This window comes from Limnohabitans radicicola, from assembly GCF_014837235.1.
GTDB lineage: Bacteria > Pseudomonadota > Gammaproteobacteria > Burkholderiales > Burkholderiaceae_C > Limnohabitans_A > Limnohabitans_A radicicola.
In genome coordinates this window covers 193147-215290 of the sequence record NZ_JACYFT010000003.1, presented here as the reverse complement: position 1 = coordinate 215290, position 22144 = coordinate 193147, and the positions used below count along the sequence as shown (strand labels likewise).

General features: G+C 62.6%; 20 protein-coding genes. 10 read left to right on the top strand and 10 right to left on the bottom strand.

The genetic code is table 11. The features are described from left to right. Positions 1–7: 7 nt before the first annotated feature. From IC609_RS13655 to IC609_RS13635, 5 genes are all read right to left on the bottom strand, one after another. Positions 8–1084: a branched-chain amino acid ABC transporter permease gene (locus IC609_RS13655; protein WP_191820069.1), complete on the bottom strand. Its 1077-nt coding sequence runs from the start codon at positions 1082–1084 to the stop codon at positions 8–10. A gap of 11 nt (positions 1085–1095) precedes the next feature. Then, the gene (locus IC609_RS13650) at positions 1096–2025 is read right to left on the bottom strand and encodes a branched-chain amino acid ABC transporter permease (RefSeq protein WP_191820068.1); all 930 of its coding nucleotides are present in this window, start codon (positions 2023–2025) and stop codon (positions 1096–1098) included. A gap of 181 nt (positions 2026–2206) precedes the next feature. Further along, entirely contained in the window at positions 2207–3496 is a 1290-nt protein-coding gene (locus IC609_RS13645; protein ID WP_191820067.1) for a replication-associated recombination protein A, read from the bottom strand. Positions 3497–3507: 11 nt separating this feature from the next. Then, positions 3508–4167 carry a LolA family protein gene (locus IC609_RS13640; protein WP_225224194.1) on the bottom strand — a complete coding sequence of 220 codons (660 nt, stop codon included), beginning with the start codon at positions 4165–4167 and terminating at the stop codon, positions 3508–3510. Positions 4168–4172: 5 nt separating this feature from the next. Then, a complete protein-coding gene (locus IC609_RS13635; RefSeq protein ID WP_191820066.1) occupies positions 4173–6584 on the bottom strand; it encodes a DNA translocase FtsK in 2412 nt (803 codons plus the stop codon). Between the two features lie 128 nt (positions 6585–6712). Between IC609_RS13635 and trxB the strand changes: the two genes are divergently transcribed. The 3 genes from trxB to rpmG all read left to right on the top strand — a co-directional run bounded on the left by trxB (position 6713) and on the right by rpmG (position 8316). Continuing rightward, positions 6713–7672 carry a thioredoxin-disulfide reductase gene (gene trxB, locus IC609_RS13630; RefSeq protein ID WP_191820065.1) on the top strand — a complete coding sequence of 320 codons (960 nt, stop codon included), beginning with the start codon at positions 6713–6715 and terminating at the stop codon, positions 7670–7672. A 213-nt stretch (positions 7673–7885) separates the two neighbouring features. Then, a complete protein-coding gene (gene rpmB / locus IC609_RS13625) occupies positions 7886–8119 on the top strand; it encodes a 50S ribosomal protein L28 (RefSeq protein ID WP_191820064.1) in 234 nt (77 codons plus the stop codon). Positions 8120–8145: 26 nt separating this feature from the next. Continuing rightward, positions 8146–8316: a 50S ribosomal protein L33 gene (rpmG, locus tag IC609_RS13620; RefSeq protein ID WP_191820063.1), complete on the top strand. Its 171-nt coding sequence runs from the start codon at positions 8146–8148 to the stop codon at positions 8314–8316. A 147-nt stretch (positions 8317–8463) separates the two neighbouring features. Here the strand turns inward: rpmG and IC609_RS13615 are convergent, their stop codons facing one another. Continuing rightward, positions 8464–9678 (bottom strand): DesA family fatty acid desaturase, encoded by a 1215-nt coding sequence (locus IC609_RS13615; protein WP_191820062.1) that lies wholly within the window; start codon positions 9676–9678, stop codon positions 8464–8466. A gap of 111 nt (positions 9679–9789) precedes the next feature. After that, positions 9790–11052, bottom strand: a complete 1263-nt coding sequence (locus IC609_RS13610; RefSeq protein ID WP_191820061.1) for an RsmB/NOP family class I SAM-dependent RNA methyltransferase — start codon at positions 11050–11052, stop codon at positions 9790–9792. A gap of 29 nt (positions 11053–11081) precedes the next feature. On the opposite strand from IC609_RS13610, the gene IC609_RS13605 reads away from it, so the two are divergent. Beyond that, positions 11082–11321, top strand: a complete 240-nt coding sequence (locus tag IC609_RS13605) for a DUF1653 domain-containing protein (protein WP_191820060.1) — start codon at positions 11082–11084, stop codon at positions 11319–11321. Between the two features lie 6 nt (positions 11322–11327). Here IC609_RS13605 and purN read toward each other — a convergent pair whose 3' ends face one another. Continuing rightward, entirely contained in the window at positions 11328–11912 is a 585-nt protein-coding gene (gene purN, locus IC609_RS13600; protein WP_191820059.1) for a phosphoribosylglycinamide formyltransferase, read from the bottom strand. 193 nt (positions 11913–12105) lie between these two features. Between purN and IC609_RS13595 the strand changes: the two genes are divergently transcribed. After that, positions 12106–13287 (top strand): acyl-CoA dehydrogenase family protein, encoded by a 1182-nt coding sequence (locus tag IC609_RS13595; protein ID WP_191820058.1) that lies wholly within the window; start codon positions 12106–12108, stop codon positions 13285–13287. A gap of 12 nt (positions 13288–13299) precedes the next feature. Further along, a complete protein-coding gene (locus IC609_RS13590) occupies positions 13300–14415 on the top strand; it encodes an acyl-CoA dehydrogenase family protein (protein ID WP_191820057.1) in 1116 nt (371 codons plus the stop codon). Between the two features lie 89 nt (positions 14416–14504). Here the strand turns inward: IC609_RS13590 and IC609_RS13585 are convergent, their stop codons facing one another. Continuing rightward, positions 14505–15062: an HNH endonuclease gene (locus IC609_RS13585; protein WP_191820056.1), complete on the bottom strand. Its 558-nt coding sequence runs from the start codon at positions 15060–15062 to the stop codon at positions 14505–14507. A 158-nt stretch (positions 15063–15220) separates the two neighbouring features. On the opposite strand from IC609_RS13585, the gene IC609_RS13580 reads away from it, so the two are divergent. From IC609_RS13580 to IC609_RS13565, 4 genes are all read left to right on the top strand, one after another. After that, positions 15221–16258 (top strand): bifunctional riboflavin kinase/FAD synthetase, encoded by a 1038-nt coding sequence (locus IC609_RS13580; protein ID WP_191820055.1) that lies wholly within the window; start codon positions 15221–15223, stop codon positions 16256–16258. Between the two features lie 133 nt (positions 16259–16391). Further along, a complete protein-coding gene (ileS, locus tag IC609_RS13575; RefSeq protein WP_191820054.1) occupies positions 16392–19277 on the top strand; it encodes an isoleucine--tRNA ligase in 2886 nt (961 codons plus the stop codon). A gap of 5 nt (positions 19278–19282) precedes the next feature. Beyond that, the gene (gene lspA / locus IC609_RS13570) at positions 19283–19816 is read left to right on the top strand and encodes a signal peptidase II (RefSeq protein WP_191820053.1); all 534 of its coding nucleotides are present in this window, start codon (positions 19283–19285) and stop codon (positions 19814–19816) included. 44 nt (positions 19817–19860) lie between these two features. Further along, entirely contained in the window at positions 19861–21009 is a 1149-nt protein-coding gene (locus tag IC609_RS13565; protein WP_191820052.1) for an aminotransferase class V-fold PLP-dependent enzyme, read from the top strand. A gap of 87 nt (positions 21010–21096) precedes the next feature. Here IC609_RS13565 and IC609_RS13560 read toward each other — a convergent pair whose 3' ends face one another. Then, on the bottom strand, positions 21097–22080 hold the full coding sequence (locus IC609_RS13560) for a quinone oxidoreductase family protein (RefSeq protein ID WP_191820051.1): 984 nt from the start codon (positions 22078–22080) through the stop codon (positions 21097–21099). Positions 22081–22144 lie beyond the last annotated feature (64 nt).

The following is a 22144-nucleotide window of genomic DNA, read 5'->3' as shown; positions in this document are numbered from 1 at the left end:
GGCTCCTTCATTGTGCCTTCAGGCTTTTACCGTGCTCGGGCGCGGGCCACAGGCCCCGCGGCCGCAGCAGCATGACGATGATCATGGCCAGCGCGATCAGCAGCTGACGCAGGATGGAAGCATCCAGACGGCCATCGGTGAGCGCCTGCAGGGGGCCTGCCACGTAGCGCAGCACCTCAGGCAAGGCCGACAGCAGCACGGCACCCAAAATGACGCCCGGCAAATGGCCCAGGCCACCGAGCACCACCATGGCGACGATCATGACCGACTCCATGAGGCTGAACGATTCGGGCGACACAAAACCCTGGAAGCCCGCGAACATGGCCCCCGACACGCCACCGAAAGTGGCGCCCATGCCGAACGCCAGCAGTTTGAGGTTGCGGGTGTTCAGGCCCATGGCTTTGGCCGCGATCTCGTCTTCGCGGATGGCCATCCAGGCGCGGCCAATGCGGGAGAACTGCAGGCGGTGCGAAATCAGGATGCTCAGCAACACCAGGCCCAGGAAGAGGTAGTAGTACAGCGTGACCGAGGCGATTTCCAGACCACCGATGGTCAGCTTCTTGCTCAGGCTCCAGCCAAAGATCGTGATCGAATCGATCATGTCGATGCCTTTGGGGCCATTGGTGATGTTGACCGGCTGGTCCAGGTTGTTCATGAACACCCGGATGATTTCACCGAAGCCCAGCGTCACGATGGCCAGGTAGTCGCCGCGCAATTTGAGCGTAGGGGCCCCCAGCAGCATGCCAAACAGGCCTGCCAGAGCGGCCGCCAGCGGCACGATGACCCACAAGGGCATGTGCAGGCCATTGGGGAACATGGCCGCAATGGCAGGGAAGGTGTCGATCAGGTGCGGCGAGGCCAGCAAGCCGTACATGTACGCACCGACAGCAAAGAAGGCCACATAACCCAGGTCCAGCAGACCGGCATAGCCAACCACGATGTTCAGGCCCAGCGCCAGCAGCACATAGAGCAGCGCCATGTCAGCGATGCGGACCCAGGCGTTGCCCAGCCCTTGCAGGGCAAAAGGCAGCACCAGCAGGAATGCGCCCAGCAGCAGGAATTGGATGTTTTTGTTGAGTTTCATGTGCATCCCCTTCAAGCGCGATCGGCCACGCGCTCACCCATCAGGCCAGAGGGGCGCAAGGTCAGCACGATGATCAGCACGATAAACGCAAAAATATCGGCGTAGTGGCTGCCCAGCACGCCACCCGTGAGGTCACCGATGTAGCCCGAGCCGATCGACTCGATCAGGCCCAGCAAAATGCCGCCCACCACCGCACCCGACAGGTTGCCGATGCCGCCGAATACGGCTGCCGTGAAGGCCTTGAGGCCTGGCGTGAAGCCCATGGCGTGCTGGGCTGTGCCGTAGTTGGAGGCGTACATGACGCCTGCGATGGCGGCCAGGATGGCGCCGATGATGAAGGTGGCCGAAATCACCATGTCGGGCTTGACGCCCATCAGGGCTGCAACGCGGGGATTCTCGGCAGTGGCCCGCATGGCGCGGCCCAGACGCGTGGCGTTGACCAGCCACATCAGCACGGCCAGCGACACGGCAGTGACCACCAGGATCATGATTTGCGTCGGGGTGATGACCGCTTCACCCACATTGATGGGGGTGCTGGGCAGCAGTGTGGGATAAGCCTTGTAGTTGGGCTTCCAGATGATCATGGCCAGGGTCTGCAGCAAGATGCTCATGCCGATGGCGGTGATCAGGGGGGCCAGCTTGGGGCTGTTGCGCAGGGGCCGGTAAGCGATTTTCTCGATCGCGAAATTCAATGAGGCGGCGACCACGCACGCAATCAGGGTGGCCAGCAGCAAAATGACCCACCCTGGTGCATCGGGCATGGCGTCTTTCATCCAGCCAATCGATGTCCAACTGGTCAAAGCGCCGACCATGAGCACTTCACCGTGCGCAAAGTTGATGAGGTTGATGATGCCGTACACCATGGTGTAGCCCAAGGCCACCAAGGCGTACATGCTGCCCAGAACCAGACCGTTGATGATCTGTTGTAGCAAGACGTCCATGAATTCAATTCTCCAGTGTTGACCCGCTCATGCCGGGTCGCGCCATCGGTGGATGGAGAAGCCCGTGCAACTTTGTGGGTCGCGGGTCTTCACTTAGCAAAAAACCCGCCAGGGCGCATGTCAGGCGGGTCAGGTGGCGGGATTGTAGTGAAAGAAAACAGCGTATCGGCATTCACTTTCCTCAGGGCTTACCCTGCTCGCGGTTGAGCTCTTTCAATTTTGCCAATTTCTCGGCAATCTTGATCTCCAGCCCCCGAGCCACAGGCCTGTAAAACCCTGGCTCGGGCATGCCCTCGGGCAAATAACGCTCACCAGCGGCAAAGCCCCCCTCTTCGTCATGGGCATAGCGGTAACCCTTGCCGTAATCGAGGTCTTTCATCAGCTTTGTCGGGGCATTGCGCAAGTGCATGGGCACCGGGCGTGTGCCATCTTTTTTGACGAAAGCCCGGGCTTCGTTATAAGCCTTGTAAGCAGCGTTCGATTTGGGCGCCATGGCCAGATAAATCACGCACTGCGCCAGCGTCAGCTCACCTTCGGGGCTGCCCAGACGCTCGTAGACCTCGGCCGCATCCAGCGCCATGCGCAAGGCCCGTGGATCGGCCAGACCAATGTCCTCGCTCGCCATCCGGATCAGGCGCCGGGCCATGTAGCGCGGATCGGCACCGCCATCGAGCATGCGCACGAACCAATACAGGGCCGCATCGGGATCCGAGCCGCGCACCGATTTGTGCAGCGCACTGATGGTGTCGTAAAACTGCTCGCCGCCTTTGTCGTAGCGGCGCATGCGCTCGCCCAGCACCTTGAGCAACCAGGCATCGGTGACCGGGTCGATCTTTTCACGGGCAGCGGCCATGGCCAGCGTTTCGAGCGTGTTGAGCAAGCGCCTGGCATCGCCGTCGGCATAAGACAGCAAGCGCGCCATCGCCTCGGGCTCGATGGCAGGCACTGCACCGATGCCCTGCGCACGCGCCACGATCTGGCGCAGATCGTCTTCGCCCAGGGGCTGCAGCACATACACCGCCGCCCGCGACAGCAGCGCGGAATTGACTTCGAACGACGGGTTTTCGGTGGTAGCACCGATGAAGGTGAACAGACCGCTTTCCACATGCGGCAAAAACGCGTCCTGCTGGCTTTTGTTGAAACGGTGCACCTCATCGACGAACATGATGGTGCGCTGCGCGTGCAGTCCGCTGCGTGCCGCTTCGGCTTTGTCCACCGCCTCACGGATGTCTTTGACACCACCCAGCACCGCACTGATGCTGATGAACTGGGCGTCAAACGCATCGGCCATGAGCCTTGCAATGGTGGTTTTGCCCACCCCCGGTGGGCCCCAGAGGATGCAGCTGTGCGGTTGCCCTGACTCGAAAGCCAGGCGCAAAGCCATGCCTTCGCCCAGGATGTGTTGCTGCCCGATCACCTCACCCAGGGTGCGGGGGCGCAGCTGCTCGGCCAGTGGCATGTGGGCTGCCATGTGCAAGCGCCTCAGGGTCGGATGACCTCAACACCCGCAGGCACACGAAACACAAAGGTGTCGGCCGGCAGTGTCGGGTTGAGTTCCAGGCCGCTGAGCGTGAGCACCGAGCGCTGACCCAGGCTGTCTTGCACATCGATGGTCACCAGCTCCACGCCCTTGTCGGTCTTGCGCAGCCCCGCCAGCAAGGACTGGATTTGGCCATCCTGGGCTTTAGGCGTGGCGCGCACCCACTCCAGGCCATCGCGGCCGGGCTCGCTGCGCAACTGGAAATCGGCCTCCAGCGCTTTGACATCGGCCGCCGAGGTCAGCAAGGCCATGGGTGTGCTGCCCAACACCTGGTTTTGCTTGCGCACCGTGATCTGGTTCAACTCCACGTCGTGCAACCAGAAGTTCTGGCCATCGGCCAGCAGGGTCTGGGCAAAGGGCTTTTTGTAGACAAAGCGGAACTGCCCTGGGCGATGGAACTCCAGCGCACCGCTGGACGTTTTCTGCCGAGGCGGCTGCCCGGCCTTGGAGGGCGAAGTCACCACCTGGGTGAAGGTTGCGCGGCCGCTGCTGGCCTGCTTCATGAACAGCGAAAGCAGCTCCAGCCCTTGTGCATGCGCCACCCAGGGGCTGCACAACAGGGTGAGCAAAAGGGCCATCAGGCCACGGCGCGATGCAAGCATGGGGGTCACTCGGTACGGGCGGGCACCAGGATTTCGCGCTGGCCACTGCCGCTCATGGCGCTGACGAGGCCGGCTTTTTCCATGTCTTCCACCAGACGGGCGGCGCGGTTGTAGCCGATCTTGAGGTGGCGTTGGACCAGGGAGATGCTGGCCTTGCGGTTTTTCAGAACGACCTCGACCGCCTGGTCGTACATCGGGTCTTTTTCACCACTGTCGCCTTCGCCCAGCATGCCGCCATCGTCGTCGGTGGTGCCGCCTTCGAGCACGCCTTCGATGTAATCAGGCTCCCCCTGGCTCTTGAGGTATTCGACCACGCGGTGCACCTCTTCGTCGCTGACAAATGCGCCGTGCACCCGGATCGGAAAACCCGTGCCACTGGCCATGTACAACATGTCGCCCATGCCCAGCAGCGCCTCGGCGCCCATTTGGTCCAGGATGGTCCGGCTGTCGATTTTGGAGCCGACAGAGAACGCAATGCGCGTCGGAATGTTGGCCTTGATCAGACCCGTGATCACATCCACGCTGGGGCGCTGGGTGGCCAAAATCAAATGGATGCCGGCCGCACGGGCTTTTTGGGCCAAGCGGGCGATCAGCTCTTCGATCTTCTTGCCCACCACCATCATCAAATCGGCCAGCTCGTCGATCACGACCACAATGTGCGGCAAGCGCTTGAGCGGCTCCGGATCGTCCGGGGTCAGGCTGAAGGGGTTGTAGATGAACTCTTCGCGGGCCGTGGCCTCATCGATCTTGGCGTTGTAACCGGCCAGGTTGCGCACGCCCATCTTGCTCATGAGCTTGTAGCGCTTTTCCATCTCGGCCACACACCAGTTCAGGCCATGGGCGGCCTGGCGCATGTCGGTCACCACCGGGGCGAGCAAATGCGGGATGCCTTCGTAGACCGACATCTCCAGCATCTTGGGGTCGATCATCAAGAGGCGCACATCGCGCGCTTCGGCCTTGTACAACAGCGACAGGATCATCGCGTTGATCCCCACCGACTTGCCCGAGCCGGTGGTACCGGCCACCAGCACGTGGGGCATCTTGGCCAGATCGGCCACCACCGGGTTGCCAATGATGTCCTTGCCCAAGCCCATGGTGAGCATGGACTTGGCTTCATTGTAGACCTGCGAGCCCAGAATTTCGCTGAGCTTGATCGACTGGCGCTTGGCGTTCGGCAGCTCGAGCGCCATGTAGTTCTTGCCGGGAATGGTCTCGATCACACGGATCGACACCAGACTCAGGGATCGTGCCAAATCCTTGGCCAAGTTCACCACCTGCGAGCCTTTGACGCCCGTGGCCGGCTCGATTTCGTAACGGGTGATCACCGGGCCAGGGGCCGCGGCCACCACGCGAACTTCGACACCGAAATCCTTGAGCTTTTTCTCGATCAGGCGGCTGGTCATCTCCAGCGTTTCGTGGGACACCGTCTCCTGGCGCAGGGTGACGGCATCGAGCAAATCCACCTGGGGCAGCTTGCTGTCGGGCAATTCATTGAACAGTGGTTTTTGCTTTTCCTTGACCACGCGCTCGCTGCGCGGCACATCGACCACTGCCGCCTCGATCACACGCGGCGCAGGCACTGGGGGCGGCACAGGCAAGGGGGCCAACTCCATCTGCCCCGCGATGCCAGAGGGCTCGGGCAGTGGTGCGGCGTCCATGTCCCATTGCGGCTCAACAGGCTGGAAGGTCTGGCTTTGCTCACGCTCACGCAGAGCCTGTTGGCCCATAGCCAGGTCTTCTTCGATTTCGCGCTTGACATGCCGTGAACGGATCAAACCATCGATGCGCCCACCGATTGACTCGGCCAACTGGCCCCATGAAAAACGGAACACCGCCGACAAGCCCAGCACCAAGCCCACAATGGCCACCAGCGCAGAGCCTGTAAAACCCAGCCACTGCATGGCCTGCAGACCGACCAGATAACCCAGAGCCCCCCCGCTGTAGCCTGGCAGATGTCCCTCCAGCCGGTACAGCCGCGTCCATTCCAGGCTGGTGCTGCACAGCAGCAGCACCGTCAAACCCAGCCAAAAAGTCCAGGCACGCGATTCGATTTCTGGCGGGTGCGGCTCTTCAAGATCCGAAGTGCCACGCAGCCAACCGGCAAAACCCACCAGCCAGGCCCGCAGACCGGCTGCCCAGCACCACCAGGCCGAATAACCCAAGGCAAAGTAAGACAAGTCGGCAAGCCATGCCCCAAGGCGTCCCACCCAGTTGTGCACCTTGGACGAGTCCCCGGAGGTGGACCAGGCCGGATCCCCCACGTGGTAGCTGACCAGCGACAGGAACACCAGCACCAGACAGGCACCGCCCAGCAACAGGCTGAATTCGAGCGCAAAACGCACCCAGAGGTTGCGGGGTTGTTCGCTCACCTCGGCGGGCTCCACCGGGTTGGTCAAGGTATGCAGGGAATAGCTCATATTTCAGTGCGAAGCTTACCCGATCAGCAAGCCGGCTTGACCGTACCCCAGCCCTGGCTTTGGGCAGTTTCTTACAATTGACCCTCAAGAGATCGCCAGCGATCCACCAAACTCTGCACGGATACCCCATGACCGCCATCACACAACACGCCAAAGTCCTCATCCTCGGTTCAGGCCCGGCCGGCTACACCGCCGCCGTTTATGCTGCCCGCGCCAACCTGGAGCCCCTGTTGATCACCGGCATGGCCCAGGGCGGTCAGCTGATGACCACCACGGAAGTCGACAATTGGCCAGCCGATGTGAACGGCGTACAAGGCCCTGAGCTCATGCAACGCTTTCAGGAGCACGCCGAGCGCTTCAAGACGAAGATCGTCTTTGACCACATCCACACGGTGAACCTGCAGCAGCGCCCCTTCACGCTGACAGGTGACAGCGGCACCTACACCTGCGACAGCCTGATCATTGCCACCGGGGCCTCGGCCAAGTACCTCGGCCTGCCCTCCGAAGAAGCCTTCATGGGCCGCGGCGTGAGCGGCTGTGCCACCTGTGACGGTTTCTTCTACCGCGAGCAGGTCTGCTGTGTGGTCGGCGGTGGTAACACGGCCGTCGAAGAAGCCTTGTACCTGTCCAACATCGCCAGCAAGGTCTATCTGATCCACCGCCGCGACAAGTTCAAGGCCGAGCCCATCCTGGTGGACAAGCTGATGGACAAGGTTGCAGCCGGCAAAATCGTCCTCAAAACCTTCAAAACATTGGAAGAAGTGCTGGGTGACGACACGGGCGTGACGGGCGTGCGCCTGAAAAGCACCAGCGACGGCAGCACCGAAGACCTGGAACTCAAGGGCTGCTTCATTGCCATCGGCCACTCGCCCAACACCGACATCTTCCAGGGCCAGCTGACGCTGGAGAACGGCTACATCGTGACCCAAGGCGGTTTGAAGGGCTTTGCCACTCAGACCTCGGTGCCTGGCGTGTTTGCCGCGGGCGACGTGCAGGACCACGTGTACCGCCAGGCCATCACCAGCGCCGGCACGGGCTGCATGGCAGCACTCGACGCGCAGCGCTTTCTGGAGCAGGAAAACGGCTGATCTGCACCACCCGAGGGCGCCCTTGCGGCCCCTCCGGATTTTTCGTTATAATTCAAGGCTTTGCTGGATTCGCCCACTGCGTGGGATTCACGAAAACAGCGATCTAGGGGATACCGCCACCCTTCTTGGCGAGGTGAGGCTGAGATGCCAGGTTTTTGCAAATCCGCATGAACCCATCGGCAACAGCTGTTAGAAAAGTATCGGAGTGTCCACATGGCACGCGTTTGCGACGTAACGGGCAAAGGCCCAATGACTGGGAACAACGTTTCCCACGCCAACAACAAAACCAAGCGCCGGTTCCTGCCGAACCTGCAATACCGTCGTTTCTGGGTCGAGAGCGAAAACCGTTGGGTGCGTCTGCGCGTTTCCAGCGCCGCCCTGCGCCTGATCGACAAGAACGGCATCGACTCCGTGCTCGCAGACCTGCGCGCACGCGGCCAAGCCTAAACCCTGACTTATAGGAGCTGCACATCATGGCAAGCAAAGGCGGACGCGAAAAAATCAAGCTGGAGTCCACAGCAGGTACTGGTCATTTCTACACGACCAGCAAAAACAAGAAGACCATGCCCGAGAAAATGGCGATCATGAAGTTTGATCCCAAAGCTCGCAAGCACGTCGAGTACAAGGAAGTGAAACTGAAGTAATTCGGTTCACCCCAACAAAAAACCCGCTGAACTTCAGCGGGTTTTTTTATGGCCTCAGACGGCCTTGACTGGGTGAGACGGTGGGGCACAACGAAACGCCGCTGAACCCCGGCAGGCACCGGCATGCCGATGCCCACCGTGCCGGCCTCAAGCCGCCTGCATCCTCACGGCACGCAGCTTCATCGAGAAGTCGCGCAAAGCAGCGATGCCACTCTCTTCAGCACGGCGGCACCAGGCTTGCAGGTCCATCGCCAGTTGCTCGCGTGAGTGCGAGGTGTTGAGCCAGATCTGGCGCAACTCCTCACGCATCTGCACCATCTTGTCGAGGGCCGGGCTGGCGGCCAACGCACGTTCGAGCTTGGCCACCACATCACTGGGCACCTTCTCGGCATCACGGTGCAACCAGCGGTTGGCCGCCTTGATGACGTTGGAGTCGAGCTTGACCTTGGCCGCTTCCTGAGCCCACACCACACGCAGGTTGCGGGCGTAATTGGCCATCACTTCGTAGCGGTTGGCAATCAGGGCTTCGAGTGTCTTTTCATCGGCCACAGGCTGGATGTCGCCGTACGCCAGACGCGGTGGCGTCTTCTTCACATGGGCCAGACCGATCGATTGCAGGATGGTGATGTACATCCAGCCAATGTCGAACTCATAAGGTTTGACCGACAGCTTGGCCGACGTCGGGTAAGTGTGGTGGTTGTTGTGCAACTCTTCACCACCAATGATGATGCCCCAGGGCGAGATGTTGGTGCTCGCGTCCTGCGCTTCGAAATTGCGGTAACCCCACCAGTGGCCAATGCCATTGATGATGCCTGCGGCCGTGATCGGAATCCAGGCCATCTGGACCGCCCAGACGGTCAGGCCCAAAAAGCCGAACAAGGCCACGTCAATGACCAGCATCAGTGCCACACCCCAGGCCGAGCGGCCTGTGTAGACATGGCGCTCGATCCAGTCGTTGGGGGTGTTGTGGCCGTAGCGGTCCAGGGTTTCCTGGTTCTTGGCTTCGGCACGGTAAAGCTCGGCCCCCTGCCAGAACACCTTCTTGATGCCGAACACCACCGGGCTGTGCGGGTCGCCTTCGCGTTCGCACTTGGCGTGGTGCTTGCGGTGAATCGCCGTCCACTCCTTGGTCACCTGGCCCGTGGTCAGCCACAGCCAGAAGCGGAAGAAGTGTGCAGGAATCGGGTGCAGGTCCAGCGCACGGTGCGCCGAGTGGCGGTGCAGGTAGATCGTGACACTGGCGATGGTGATGTGGGTCATGCCCAGCGTGATCAGGAGCACCTGCCACCAGGCCAGGTTGAACAGGCCATGGCCCATCCAGTCAATCAGGGCATCCAAAAAGGCCCAGTCAGGCAAGAACATGAATTCAGACTTTCAATAACGCCTTGTGCAGGCAACAGTGCATTTTAAGTTTTTTACCCGAAAAAAGACAGTTTTTCGAGCGGAATAGACTCGTTAAGAGTCATAAAGAAATCACTTTCGGACCCAGACCGCTGCAAAAAAGCCGTCGGTGGCGTGTCGGTGCGGCCAAAGCCGCAGGTAGTCACCGCCTTCGGTGCACAGGCCCTCGGCACCTTCGACCTTGAGTTGCGTGAGCGTCTGTGCAGCATTGAGGGGTACAAAGTCAGGGTGCGCTTGACTGAACGCCTGCGCGATCAGCTCGTTCTCCTGGGGCAGCACGCTGCAGGTGGCATACACCAGACGCCCACCGGATTTGACCAGGCGCGCCGCACTGTCCAGGATGGCCGTCTGCTTGGCGGTGAGTTCGGCCACAGCCTTTTCGGTCTGCCGCCATTTGAGGTCGGGGTTGCGCCGCAAGGTGCCCAGACCCGAGCAAGGCGCATCGACCAGGACCCGGTCGATCTTGCCCGCCAAACGCTTGATGCGCTCGTCGCGTTCGTGCGCGATGGCGGCCGGATGCACGTTCGACAAACCACTGCGGGCCAGCCGAGGCTTGAGGGCTTCCAGGCGGTGCGCCGACACGTCGAAGGCATACAGTCGCCCGGTGCTGCGCATGGCCGCACCCAGCGCCAGCGTCTTGCCGCCTGCACCCGCGCAAAAATCCACCACCATCTCGCCCCGGTGGGCGTCCACCAGCAAAGCCAGCAACTGCGACCCCTCGTCCTGCACCTCGATGGCTCCCCGGGTGAAGGCGTCTGTTTTCTGCAATGCAGGCTTGCCCTGCAGGCGCAAACCCCAGGGCGAAAACGGCGTGGGCTCGCAAGCGATGTCGGCCTGGGCGAGTTCTTTTTGCACCTCGCTGCGCTTGGCCACAAAGGTGTTCACCCGCAGGTCCAGCGGGGCCGGCAGCTGCAGGTTCTCGGCCAAGGCCCAGAAGTCCTCACCCAGCTGGGCTTGCAGGGCCTGCGCCATCCACTCGGGCAGGTTGTGGCGGTGTGGGGCCAGCAATTCCGAGGGTTGGATGCGGTTGCACGCGTCCAGCCAGGCCCGCTCGGTGTCGTTCAAAGCACCATTGAGGAAGTCGCGCGGACCGGCAAAACCCAGGATGGCCAGCTTGCGTTCTTTGGGGCCGCTGCCCGAGCGTGCCAGCTGCTCGAACAGGAGTTTTTTGCGCAAGACGGCAAAAGCCGTCTCGGCCAATGTGGCCCGCTCGCGTGGGCCGAGTGAGCGGTGCTCACGGAAATAACGGGACACCACTGCGTCGGCGGGGTGGTCGAACTGAAGACAAAGCCTGACCAGGTCGGCGCAGGCGTCCAAAAGGGCTTTAGGATGCATGGGCCGTATTGTCCCATCCCTGCCCACCCATGAACGACGACGACCTGCCCGCACTGATCGAAACACCCATCGGTCTCTATCGCCATTACAAGGGCGGCATGTACCGCGTGCTGGGCACCGTGCGCCACAGCGAGAGCCTGGAGCCGATGACGCTGTACCAAGCACTGTATGGCCAGCAAGGGCTGTGGGTGAGGCCTGCGGCCATGTTCAGTGAAAACGTGGACATCGACGGCCAGGTGCAGCCCCGCTTCACCCGCGTGGGCGACTGAGGCCGATCAGCCCTGGCTGCGCAGCCAGGCCGCCACGGCCTGGGGGTAAATCCGGTGCTCTTGGGTGAGCACCCGCGCTGCCAGGGTGTCTGCCGTGTCATCGGGCAGCACAGGCACCACCGCCTGCGCCAGGATGGCCCCATGGTCCAGCTCCGCCGTCACCTGGTGGACTGTGGCCCCGGCAAAGCGGCAACCCGCATCGATGGCCCGCTGGTGCGTGTTCAGCCCGGTGAAGGCCGGCAACAAGGACGGATGGATGTTGATCAGGCGCCCTGCGTAATGCGCGACAAAACCGGGCGTCAGGATGCGCATGAAGCCCGCCAGCACCACCAGGTCGGGCTCGAAACGGTCGATCTCGACCTTCAGGGCCGCGTCAAAGGCCTCCCGGCTGTCAAACGCCTTGTGGTCCAGCACCGCGGTTGCGATGCCCTGCTCCCGTGCAAAAGCCAACCCCTGGGCATCGGCCTTGTTGCTGATCACGGCACTCACCCTGGCGTGCAGGCGTTCGGACCATTGTTCTTGTTGGGCGCGGCGCACGATGGCGGCCATGTTGGAGCCCGAGCCGGAAATCAGGATGACGATGTTTTTCATGTGCAGCCCGGATTATCCCCGCTGGGCTAGCCCGCTGAAATCGGCCAGGCCGCTGTCTCCAAAGTTCAGAGTTGCCGCTTTTTGTCGCAGCCAGGACATCCCAAACGCGGCGCAACATGCTAAAAAGCACGTTCGTTTTATTTTTGGATCCAGCACATCCCGTCTGGGTCAGCAACACCGGAGACCGCCGCTCATGGATTTGGCATTCACCCCCGAAGAACTCGCGTTCCGCGACGAAGTTCGCACCTGGGTCAAGGCAAATTTGCCGACTGAACTCTCGACCAAAGTGCACAACGCCATGCGCCTGACGCGTGACGACATGCAATCCTGGGCCAAGATCCTGGGTAAAAAAGGCTGGCTGGGCTACGGCTGGCCCAAACAGTTTGGTGGCCCCGGCTGGACCGCCGTGCAAAAACACCTGTTTGAAGAGGAATGCGCGCTGGCTGGCGCGCCCCGCATCGTGCCCTTTGGCCCGGTGATGGTGGCCCCGGTGATCATGGCTTTCGGCAACGCCGAGCAGCAGCAGCGCTTCTTGCCCGGCATTGCCAGCGGCGAAGTCTGGTGGAGCCAGGGCTACAGCGAACCGGGCTCCGGCTCGGACCTGGCATCCCTCAAAACCCGCGCCGAGCGCAAGGGCGACAAGTACATCGTCAACGGCCAGAAAACCTGGACCACGCTGGGCCAGTACGGCGAGTGGATCTTCTGCCTGGTGCGCACCAGCACCGAAGGCAAGCCCCAAACCGGCATCTCCTTCCTGCTGATCGACATGAAGTCGCCCGGCATCACCGTGCGGCCTATCAAGCTGCTCGACGGCGAGTGCGAGGTCAACGAAGTCTGGTTTGACAACGTGGAAGTCCCCGCCGAGAACCTGATCGGTGAAGAGAACAAGGGCTGGAACTACGCCAAGCACCTGCTGGCGCACGAACGCACCAACATCGCCGACGTGAACCGCGCCAAGCGCGAGCTGGAGCGATTGAAGCGCATCGCCAAGGCCGAAGGCGTGTACGACGACCTGCGTTTCCGTGACGAAATTGCCAAGCTCGAAGTCGACATCGTCGCCCTCGAAATGCTGGTGCTGCGCGTCCTGTCGGCCGAAAAGTCCGGCAAGAATTCGCTCGACATTGCAGGCCTCCTGAAAATCAAAGGCAGCGAGATCCAGCAGCGCTACACCGAGCTGATGATGCAAGCCGCAGGCCCCTTTGCCCTGCCCTACATCTTCGAAGCCATGGAAGCGGGCTGGCAAGGCGACTTCCCCGGCGGCACGCTGGCCAACGCCCCCCTGGCCGCCAACTACTTCAACATGCGCAAGACCACCATCTACGGCGGCAGCAACGAAGTGCAACGCAACATCGTCGCCCAGACAGTTCTGGGTTAAGGAGACAAGCACATGGATTTCGATTTTTCTGAAGACCAGGAACAACTGCGCGACGCGGTGCGCAAATGGGTGGACAAGGGCTACGACTTCGAGCGTCGCCGCGCCATCGTGGCCGCTGGCGGTTTTGACCGCGCCGCCTACACCGAGCTGGCCGAACTGGGCCTGACAGGCCTGTACGTGAGCGAAGACAACGGTGGCTTAGGCATGGGCCCGACCGAGGCCATGGTCACCTTGGAAGAGCTCGGCCGCGGCATCGTGCTCGAACCGCTGGCCCAGACCCTGATCACCAGCGCCACGCTGCAAACCCACGCCCCGGCAGCCCTGCAGGCGGCCTGGCTGCCCCGCATGGCTGCAGGCGAAGCCATTGTCGTGCTGGCACACCAGGAACGCGCTGCGCGCTACCAACTCAACCGCTGCGCAGCGCAGGCAAGCGAATCGGCGGGTGCATGGACGGTGACGGGCACCAAGAGCATTGTGGCTGTGGGCGATCAGGCCGACGCCTTTGTGGTGCCTGCCACGGCCAATGGTCAGCTGGCCCTGTTCCTGGTCGAGCGCAGCGCCAGCGGCGTGAGCACCCAGGGCTATGTCACGCAAGACGGCTCACGCGCCGCCGAGGTGGTGCTGAACAAGGCAAGCGCCCAACTCATCACCCTGAATGGCCACGTGGCCCTCGAAGAAGCCGTGGACATTGGCATCGCCAGCGTCTGCGCTGAAGCCGTGGGCGTGATGGACAAAACCCTGGCCATCACCGTCGACTACATGAACACCCGCAAGCAGTTCGGTGTGGCGATTGCCAGCTTCCAGGCCCTGCGCCACCGCGTCTCCGACATGAAGATGCAGCTGGAGCTGGCCCGCTCGATGAGCTACTACGCCACACTCAAGCTGCACGCGCCTGCCGAAGAGCGCCGCCGGGCGCTCGCCCGTGCCAAGTACCAGCTGGGCGTGTCCATGCGTTTTATCGGTCAGCAGGCGGTGCAACTGCACGGCGGCATTGCCGTGACCGACGAGTACATCGTGAGCCACTACTTCAAGAAATTGACACAGCTGGACATGACGTTTGGCGACACCTTGCACCAGCTGGGTGAAGTTTCGGCCCGCATGCAGGAGACCGCTGGCGTGTTTGCCTGATCAACCGGCACTCTGCACACACAAGGGCTCCGCGAGGAGCCCTTGTTGCTTCTGGCTGATGCCTGGCGAATTCCAGCAAAGCAGTCGTGTCAGACCAGCAGGCGGGAGGTTTTGGGCACATGCGCCATCAAAAACGCCATCTGGTCGCTCAAGATGCGGCGGTTGCGCAAGATGAAGTCCTCCCAGAGGCTGGGCACGTAGGGCGCGTACAGCAAAGGCATGTTGGCCTGCTCGGGGGTGCGGCTGCTTTTGCGGTGGTTGCAACTTCTGCACGCCGTCACCACATTCATCCAGTGGTTCTGGCCTCTCTGGGCGAACGGAATGATGTGTTCACGGGTCAAGTCGGCTTCGTGAAAATGGTCGCCGCAGTAGGCACACACATTGCGGTCCCGGGCAAACAGCTTGGCATTGGTCAGGCTCGGGCGCAAATCGAAGGGGCTGATGCCGGGCATGCCCCGGGTGCCAATGATGCTGTTGACCGTGATGACCGACTGGTGCCCGGTGAGCGCGTTGTGACCGCCCCTGAAGACCGCCACCTGCTGGCCGACCTCCCAGCGCACCTCGTCCGCCGCGTAATGCAGCACCGCCTGCTCCAGCGAAATCCAGGACTGGGGCAGTCCCTGGGCCGAGAGTTTGAGAACCTTCACGCACGCCTCCTGTCATTCCAAAGAACCAGCACGACGTCCGAAGGCCAGGCCGCCCCCAGCGGGACAGCCGCAGCCACTCGGGCTCGGTCACAATATACCCTGTAAGTACATCAGCACCATGACAGCGCCCCTCCAGGGCAACAATGGCATCCAATGGCATGAAGGTTTTTCGCGGTTTTCATCACCCAGAGCTGGCGCCAGCCTGCGCCCTGACCATCGGCAACTTCGATGGCGTGCACCGTGGGCACCAGGCCATGCTGGCGCTCTTGCGCAGCGAAGCCGCTCACCGGGGCGTGCCCAGCTGCGTGATGACCTTCGAGCCGCACCCTCGCGACTACTTTGCCAAAGCGCTGAACAAGCCCGAGCTGGCCCCCGCCCGCATCGCCACCTTGCGCGACAAGCTGCAAGAGCTGGCGCGCTGCGGGGTCGACCAGGTGGTGGTGCTGCCCTTTGATGCCCGCCTGGCCAGCCAGTCACCCGAAGACTTCATCCAGCAGGTGCTCATCCAGGGCTTGGGCGTGCGCTATGTGCTGGTGGGCGACGATTTCCGCTTTGGTGCCAAGCGCGCGGGCGACTACGCCATGCTCGACGCCGCAGGCCAGCGCCTGGGCTTTGATGTGGCGCGCATGAACAGCTACGAGGTGCATGGCCTGCGCGTGTCCAGCTCGGCTGTGCGGGAGGCCCTGGGCCGGGGTGATCTGCCTGCAGTGCAAGCCCTGCTGGGCCGTCCTTACAGCATCAGTGGCCATGTGGTGCATGGGCGCAAGCTTGGACGCGAACTGGCCGCCACAACGCAAGGCGCAGGCGACGGTTTTCGCACCCTGAATTTGCGCTTTTCGCACTGGAAGCCGGCCGCCAGCGGCATCTTCGTGGTCCAGGTGCATGGCCTGGCCGATCAGCCCTTGCGGGGCGTGGCCAATCTGGGCATCCGCCCCTCGCTGGACCCGAATGATGTGAATGGCGGACGCGTGCTGCTGGAGACCCATGCCTTTGACTGGCCCGCCCATCTGGGGGCCGAGGGGGGCTACGGTAAAATCATCCGCGTGGATCTGCTGCACAAACTTCACGACGAGCTCAAATACGACGGTCTGGATGCCCTGACAAAAGGCATCGCCCAGGACTGCGACGACGCGCACGCGTGGTTTGCCTTGCGCCACAGCGAGACCCACCGCCAGACCACCCGCGACCGAATTTGACGCTCTGGCCCTCGTTTGCTGCCCTTCGACAGGCTCAGGGCGAACGAAAATACGGCCCACCCCACTCCCCTTTCTCTCCGAACGGCCCGCCGCTCGGGCTGAGCTTGTCGAAGCCCTCTCGACTTGAAGCACCATGACCGACAAAGACCAGAACCCCGACACCCGCATCAACATGATGGACACCCCCTTCCCGATGCGTGGCGACCTGCCCAAGCGCGAGCCGGGCTGGGTCAAAGACTGGAACGACGGCGGCCTCTACAAAAAACTGCGCGCCGCCCGCCAGGGCGCACCCCTGTTTGTGCTGCACGACGGCCCGCCATACGCCAACGGCAAACTGCACATCGGCCACGCGCTCAACAAAGTGCTCAAGGACATGATCGTCAAGTCCAAGCAGCTCGCTGGCTTTGATGCGCAATACATCCCAGGCTGGGACTGCCACGGCCTGCCGATCGAAAACGCCATCGAAAAACTGCACGGCCGCAACCTCAGCCGTGACGACATGCAGGCCAAGAGCCGTGCCTTTGCCACCGAACAGATCAACCAGCAGCGCGAAGACTTCAAGCGCCTGGGTGTGCTGGGCGACTGGGAGCGCCCCTACCGCACCATGGACTTCGCCAACGAAGCCGGCGAAATCCGCGCCTTCAAACGCGTGATCGAGCGCGGCTTTGTGTACCGCGGCCTCAAGCCCGTGTACTGGTGCTTTGATTGCGGCTCGTCCCTGGCCGAGTTCGAGATCGAATACGCCGACAAAAAGAGCGACACGCTGGATGTGGCCTTTGAAGCCGACGACAACGCCGCCCTGGCCGCCGCCTTTGGCCTGCCCAAGCTGCCGGGCGAAGGCAGCAAAAAGGCCTTTGCCGTCATCTGGACCACCACCGCCTGGACCATTCCCGCCAACCAGGCGCTCAACGCCCACCCCGAGCTGGAATACGCCTTGGTGGACACCCCGCGCGGCGTGCTGCTGCTGGCCGCCAGCCTGGTCGAAAAATGCCTGGAGCGCTACCAACTGCAGGGCACCGTGGTCGCCACCGCCGTGGGCGAGAAGCTGCGTGGCCTGGTGTTCCGCCACCCGCTGCACGACACCGTGACCGCCGAAGAAGGTGGCAAATACAGCTACCGCCGCACATCGCCGCTGTACCTGGCCGACTACGTGACCGCCACCGACGGCACGGGCATCGTGCACTCGGCCCCGGCCTACGGCGTGGACGACTTCAACTCCTGCGTGGCCCACGGCCTGAAATACGACGACATCCTCAACCCGGTGCAGGGCAACGGCGTGTACGCGCCCGAACTGCCCTTCTTTGGCGGCCAGCACATCTGGAAAGCCTGTGCCCGCGTGATCGAGGTGCTGGGCCAGAGCGACCGCCTGATGGCCACGGTGGAAATCACCCACAGCTACCCGCACTGCTGGCGCCACAAAACCCCCGTCATCTACCGCGCCGCCGCCCAATGGTTTGTGCGCATGGACGAGGGCGAAGGTGTTTTCACGAAAGACAAGGCGCCCAAGACCCTGCGCCAGCTGGCGCTCGACGCCATCGACGAGACCAGCTTCTACCCCGAAAACGGCAAAGCCCGTCTGCGCGACATGATCGCCAACCGGCCCGACTGGTGCATCTCGCGCCAACGCAGCTGGGGTGTGCCTGTGCCCTTCTTCCTGCACAAGGACAGCGGCGAGCTGCACCCGCGCACCATGGAGATCCTGGACCAGGCCGCTGACATTGTGGAAAAAGGCGGCATCGAGGCCTGGAGCCGTGTGACAGTGGAAGAGATCCTGGGCGCGGCTGACGCCCCCCACTACACCAAGAGCACCGACATCCTGGAAGTCTGGTTCGACTCCGGCTCCACCTTCCGCCACGTGCTGCGCGGCAGCCACAAGGACGCTTATGGCGTGCCGCCCTTCCACGCCGAAGGGCCTGAGGCCGACTTGTATCTGGAGGGCCACGACCAGCACCGCGGCTGGTTCCATTCTTCGCTGCTGCTGGGCTGCGCCCTCGAAGGCCGCGCACCCTACCGGGGCCTCTTGACCCACGGTTTTGCCACCGACGGCCAGGGCCGCAAGATGAGCAAGAGTTTGGGCAACACCGTCGAGCCGCAAACCATCACCACCAAGATGGGTGCCGAGATCGTGCGCCTGTGGGTGGCTTCGACCGACTACTCCGGCGACCTGAACATCGACGACAAGATCCTGGCCCGCGTGGTGGATGGCTACCGCCGCATCCGCAACACGCTGCGCTTCCTGCTGGCCAACGTGAGCGACTTCGATCCGGCCAAGGATGCCTTGGCCGACGACCAGTTGCTGGAGATCGACCGCTTTGCTCTCGCCCGCGCCGCCGAGCTGCAAGCCGACATCCGCGCCCACTTCGACGTTTACGAGTTCCACCCCGTGGTCAGCAAGCTGCAGGTGTACTGCTCCGAAGACCTGGGCGCGTTCTATCTGGACGTGCTCAAGGACCGCCTCTACACGACTGCCCCCAAGAGCCTGGCCCGCCGCAGCGCGCAAACGGCTTTGTGGCGCATCACCCACGCCATGCTGCGCTGGATGGCGCCCTTCCTCTCGTTCACGGCCGAGGAAGCCTGGAGCACCTTCGGCACCTCCGAATCCATCTTCTTCGAGACCTTCAGCGATCTGGGGCAGGCCGATGAGGCTTTGCTGGCCAAGTGGAACGACATCATCCAGGCCCGTGACATCGCCAACAAGAAGATCGAAGAAAAGCGCGCTGAAGGACAAGTCGGCGCATCACTGCAGGCCGAGTTGGTCATCGAGTGCGATTCGCCTTTGTACGAAGAGCTCGCTTCATTGGGCCAGGACTTGAAGTTCATCTTCATCACCTCCAAGGTCACACTCAAGCAAGTGGCAGGCAAAGGCTTGACCGTGACGGTCAACGTCAGCCAAGCCACCAAATGCGAACGCTGCTGGCACTACGCCGACGACGTAGGCCACGACGCTGCCCACCCCACGCTGTGCGGCCGCTGCACCAGCAACCTTTACGGCGCGGGCGAAACCCGCACCGTGGCCTGATCGCCATGGCCAAGGGCAAAGGCGCTCGCGCGTTCGGTGGCTCCGGCAGCGGCTGGCTGCTGTGGCTGGGCATCGCCACGCTGATCATGGTGATCGACCAGTTCACCAAAGTGCTGATCCTCGGCAGCTTCCAGTACGGCGAGAGCCTGCCCATCACCGCCTACTTCAACCTGGTGCGGGTGCACAACCTGGGGGCGGCGTTTTCCTTTTTGTCTGACGCTGGCGGCTGGCAACGCTGGTTCTTCACCGGCCTGGGCACCGTGGCCGCGCTCGTGATGGTCTGGCTGTTGCGCTCGCACGCGAGCCAGCGCCTGTTCTGCGCGGCCGTCAGCTGCATCCTGGGCGGCGCGGTGGGCAATGTGATTGACCGCCTGCTGCACGGCTACGTGGTCGACTTTCTGGACTTCCACTGGGCCTTTCTCGAAGCCATCTTCCACGGCGGCCACTTCCCGGCCTTCAACGTGGCCGACTGCGCCATCACGCTGGGCGCTGGCCTGCTGATACTGGACGAGCTGCTGCGCGTGCGGCGTGGGCGTTAAACGGTTAAGCTCTCACCCCTGATTCCTGAACACGGAGACACCCCATGCCCGGCCTGCTGCCCCACATTGACCCCGATGGTCTGCTTGAGTTCTCGGTGGTCTACACCGACCGCGCCCTGAACCACATGTCCAAGCGCTTTGGTGGCGTGATGACCGACATCTCGCGCATGCTCAAGACCGTCTATGGCGCCCACTCGGTCGCGCTGGTGCCCGGCAGTGGCACCTTTGGCATGGAGTCTGTCGCCCGCCAGTTCGCCACCAACCAACACGTCATGGTGATCCGCAACGGCTGGTTCAGCTTCCGCTGGACGCAAATCTTTGACATGGGCCAGATCCCCAAGAGCCACAGCGTGCTCAAGGCCCGCCGCATCGCTGCGGGTCCGCAGGCGGCCTGGACGCCCGCCCCCATTGAAGAGGTCAAGGCCGCGATTGCCGCAGAAAAACCCGCGCTGGTGTTTGCCCCGCACGTGGAAACCGCTGCCGGCATGATCCTGCCGGACGACTACCTGAAGGCCGTGGCCGATGCCGTGCACGCCGTGGGTGGCCTGTTTGTGCTGGACTGCATCGCCTCGGGCGCCATGTGGGTCGACATGAAAGCCACGGGCGTGGATGTGCTGATCAGCGCGCCCCAAAAAGGCTGGAGCAGTTCGCCCTGCTGCGCCATGGTCATGCTCAGCGAGCGCGCCCGCCAAGCCATTGACGGCACCACCAGCACCACCTTCGCGATGGACCTCAAGAAGTGGCTGCAGGTCATGGAAACCTACGAAGGCGGTGCGCACATGTACCACACCACCTTGCCCACCGATGCCCTGCAGCGCCTGCAAGAGGCCATGCTGGAGACCGAAGCCTACGGCTTTGCCAAGGTGCGTGACGAGCAGATCGAGCTGGGCCGCCAGGTGCGCGCCTTGCTGCAAGAGCACGGCTTCCCCAGCGTCGCCGCGCCCGGCTTTGAGGCTCCTGGCGTGGTGGTGAGCTACACCACCGACCCCGAGATCCAGAACAGCAAGAAGTTCCTGGCGCTGGGCCTGCAGACGGCTGCTGGCGTGCCGCTGCAATGCGACGAACCCGCCGACTTCAGCACCTTCCGCATGGGCCTGTTTGGCCTGGACAAATGGCACCAGGTGCCACGCACGCTGCAGCACCTGCGCAGCGCGCTGGAAAGCATTGCCCCCAAGGCCAAGCTGGCGGCCTGATCCGCACCCCTCGCCCAATAAAAAACCGCTGCCTTGCGCAGCGGTTTTTTCATTGCGGGCCTATGCTGGACCGCGCCAGCGCCCCCATCACAAAGTGATGACGGTGCAGCCCGTGGTCTTGCGGGCTTCCAGGGCGATGTGCGCGTCCTGGATGTTGGCCAACGGGAAGGTCTGGTCAATATGGATCTTGACCTTACCACTGGTCACGGCCTCGAACAAATCATCGGCCATTTCTTGCGTGCTCTCGCGCGTGGTGATGTGGCTGAACAAAGTCTGGCGCGTCACATACACCGAGCCCTTGGGGCCGAGGATGCCCGGCGCAAACGGGGCCACAGGGCCCGACGCGTTGCCGAAGCTGGCCATCAGGCCAAACGGGGCCAGGCAGTCGAGCGACTTGTCCCAGGTGTCTTTGCCCACCGAGTCATAAACCACTTTGACGCCCTTGCCGCCCGTGATCTCCTTGACCTTGGCCTGGAAGTCTTCGGTCGAGTAGTTGATGCAGAACTCGGCACCGTTGGCCAGGGCCAGTGCGCACTTGGCGTCGCTGCCCGCCGTGCCGATCAGGCGCAGGCCCAAAGCCTTGGCCCACTGGCAGGCGATCAGGCCCACACCGCCAGCAGCGGCATGGAACAGCACGAAGTCGCCCGCCTGCAGACCGCCCTGGGGCAGCGTGCGCTTGAGCAAATATTGCGCGGTCAGGCCCTTGAGCATCATGGCCGCACCCGTCTCGAACGAGATCGCATCGGGCAGTTTGCACACGCACTTGGCGGGCATCACACGCACTTCGCAGTAGCTGCCCGGGGGCTGGCTGGCGTAGGCAGCGCGGTCACCCACTTTGAGGTGCGTGACGCCCTCGCCCACCGCTTCGACCACACCTGAAGCCTCCATGCCCAGCTTGAGCGGCATGGGCAGCTGGTACAGGCCGCTGCGTTGGTAAACGTCAATGAAGTTCAGGCCGATGGCCTTGTGGCGGATGCGGATCTCGCCCGGGCCGGGTTCGCCCACGGTCACGTCCACCAGTTTCATCACTTCCGGTCCGCCGTGCTGGTCGATCTGGACTGCCAATGTCATGTTGTGCTCCTGATTCAGTGAAATGCCAAAGATGCCCGACTGTGCCACGAATCAAGCCGCCTTG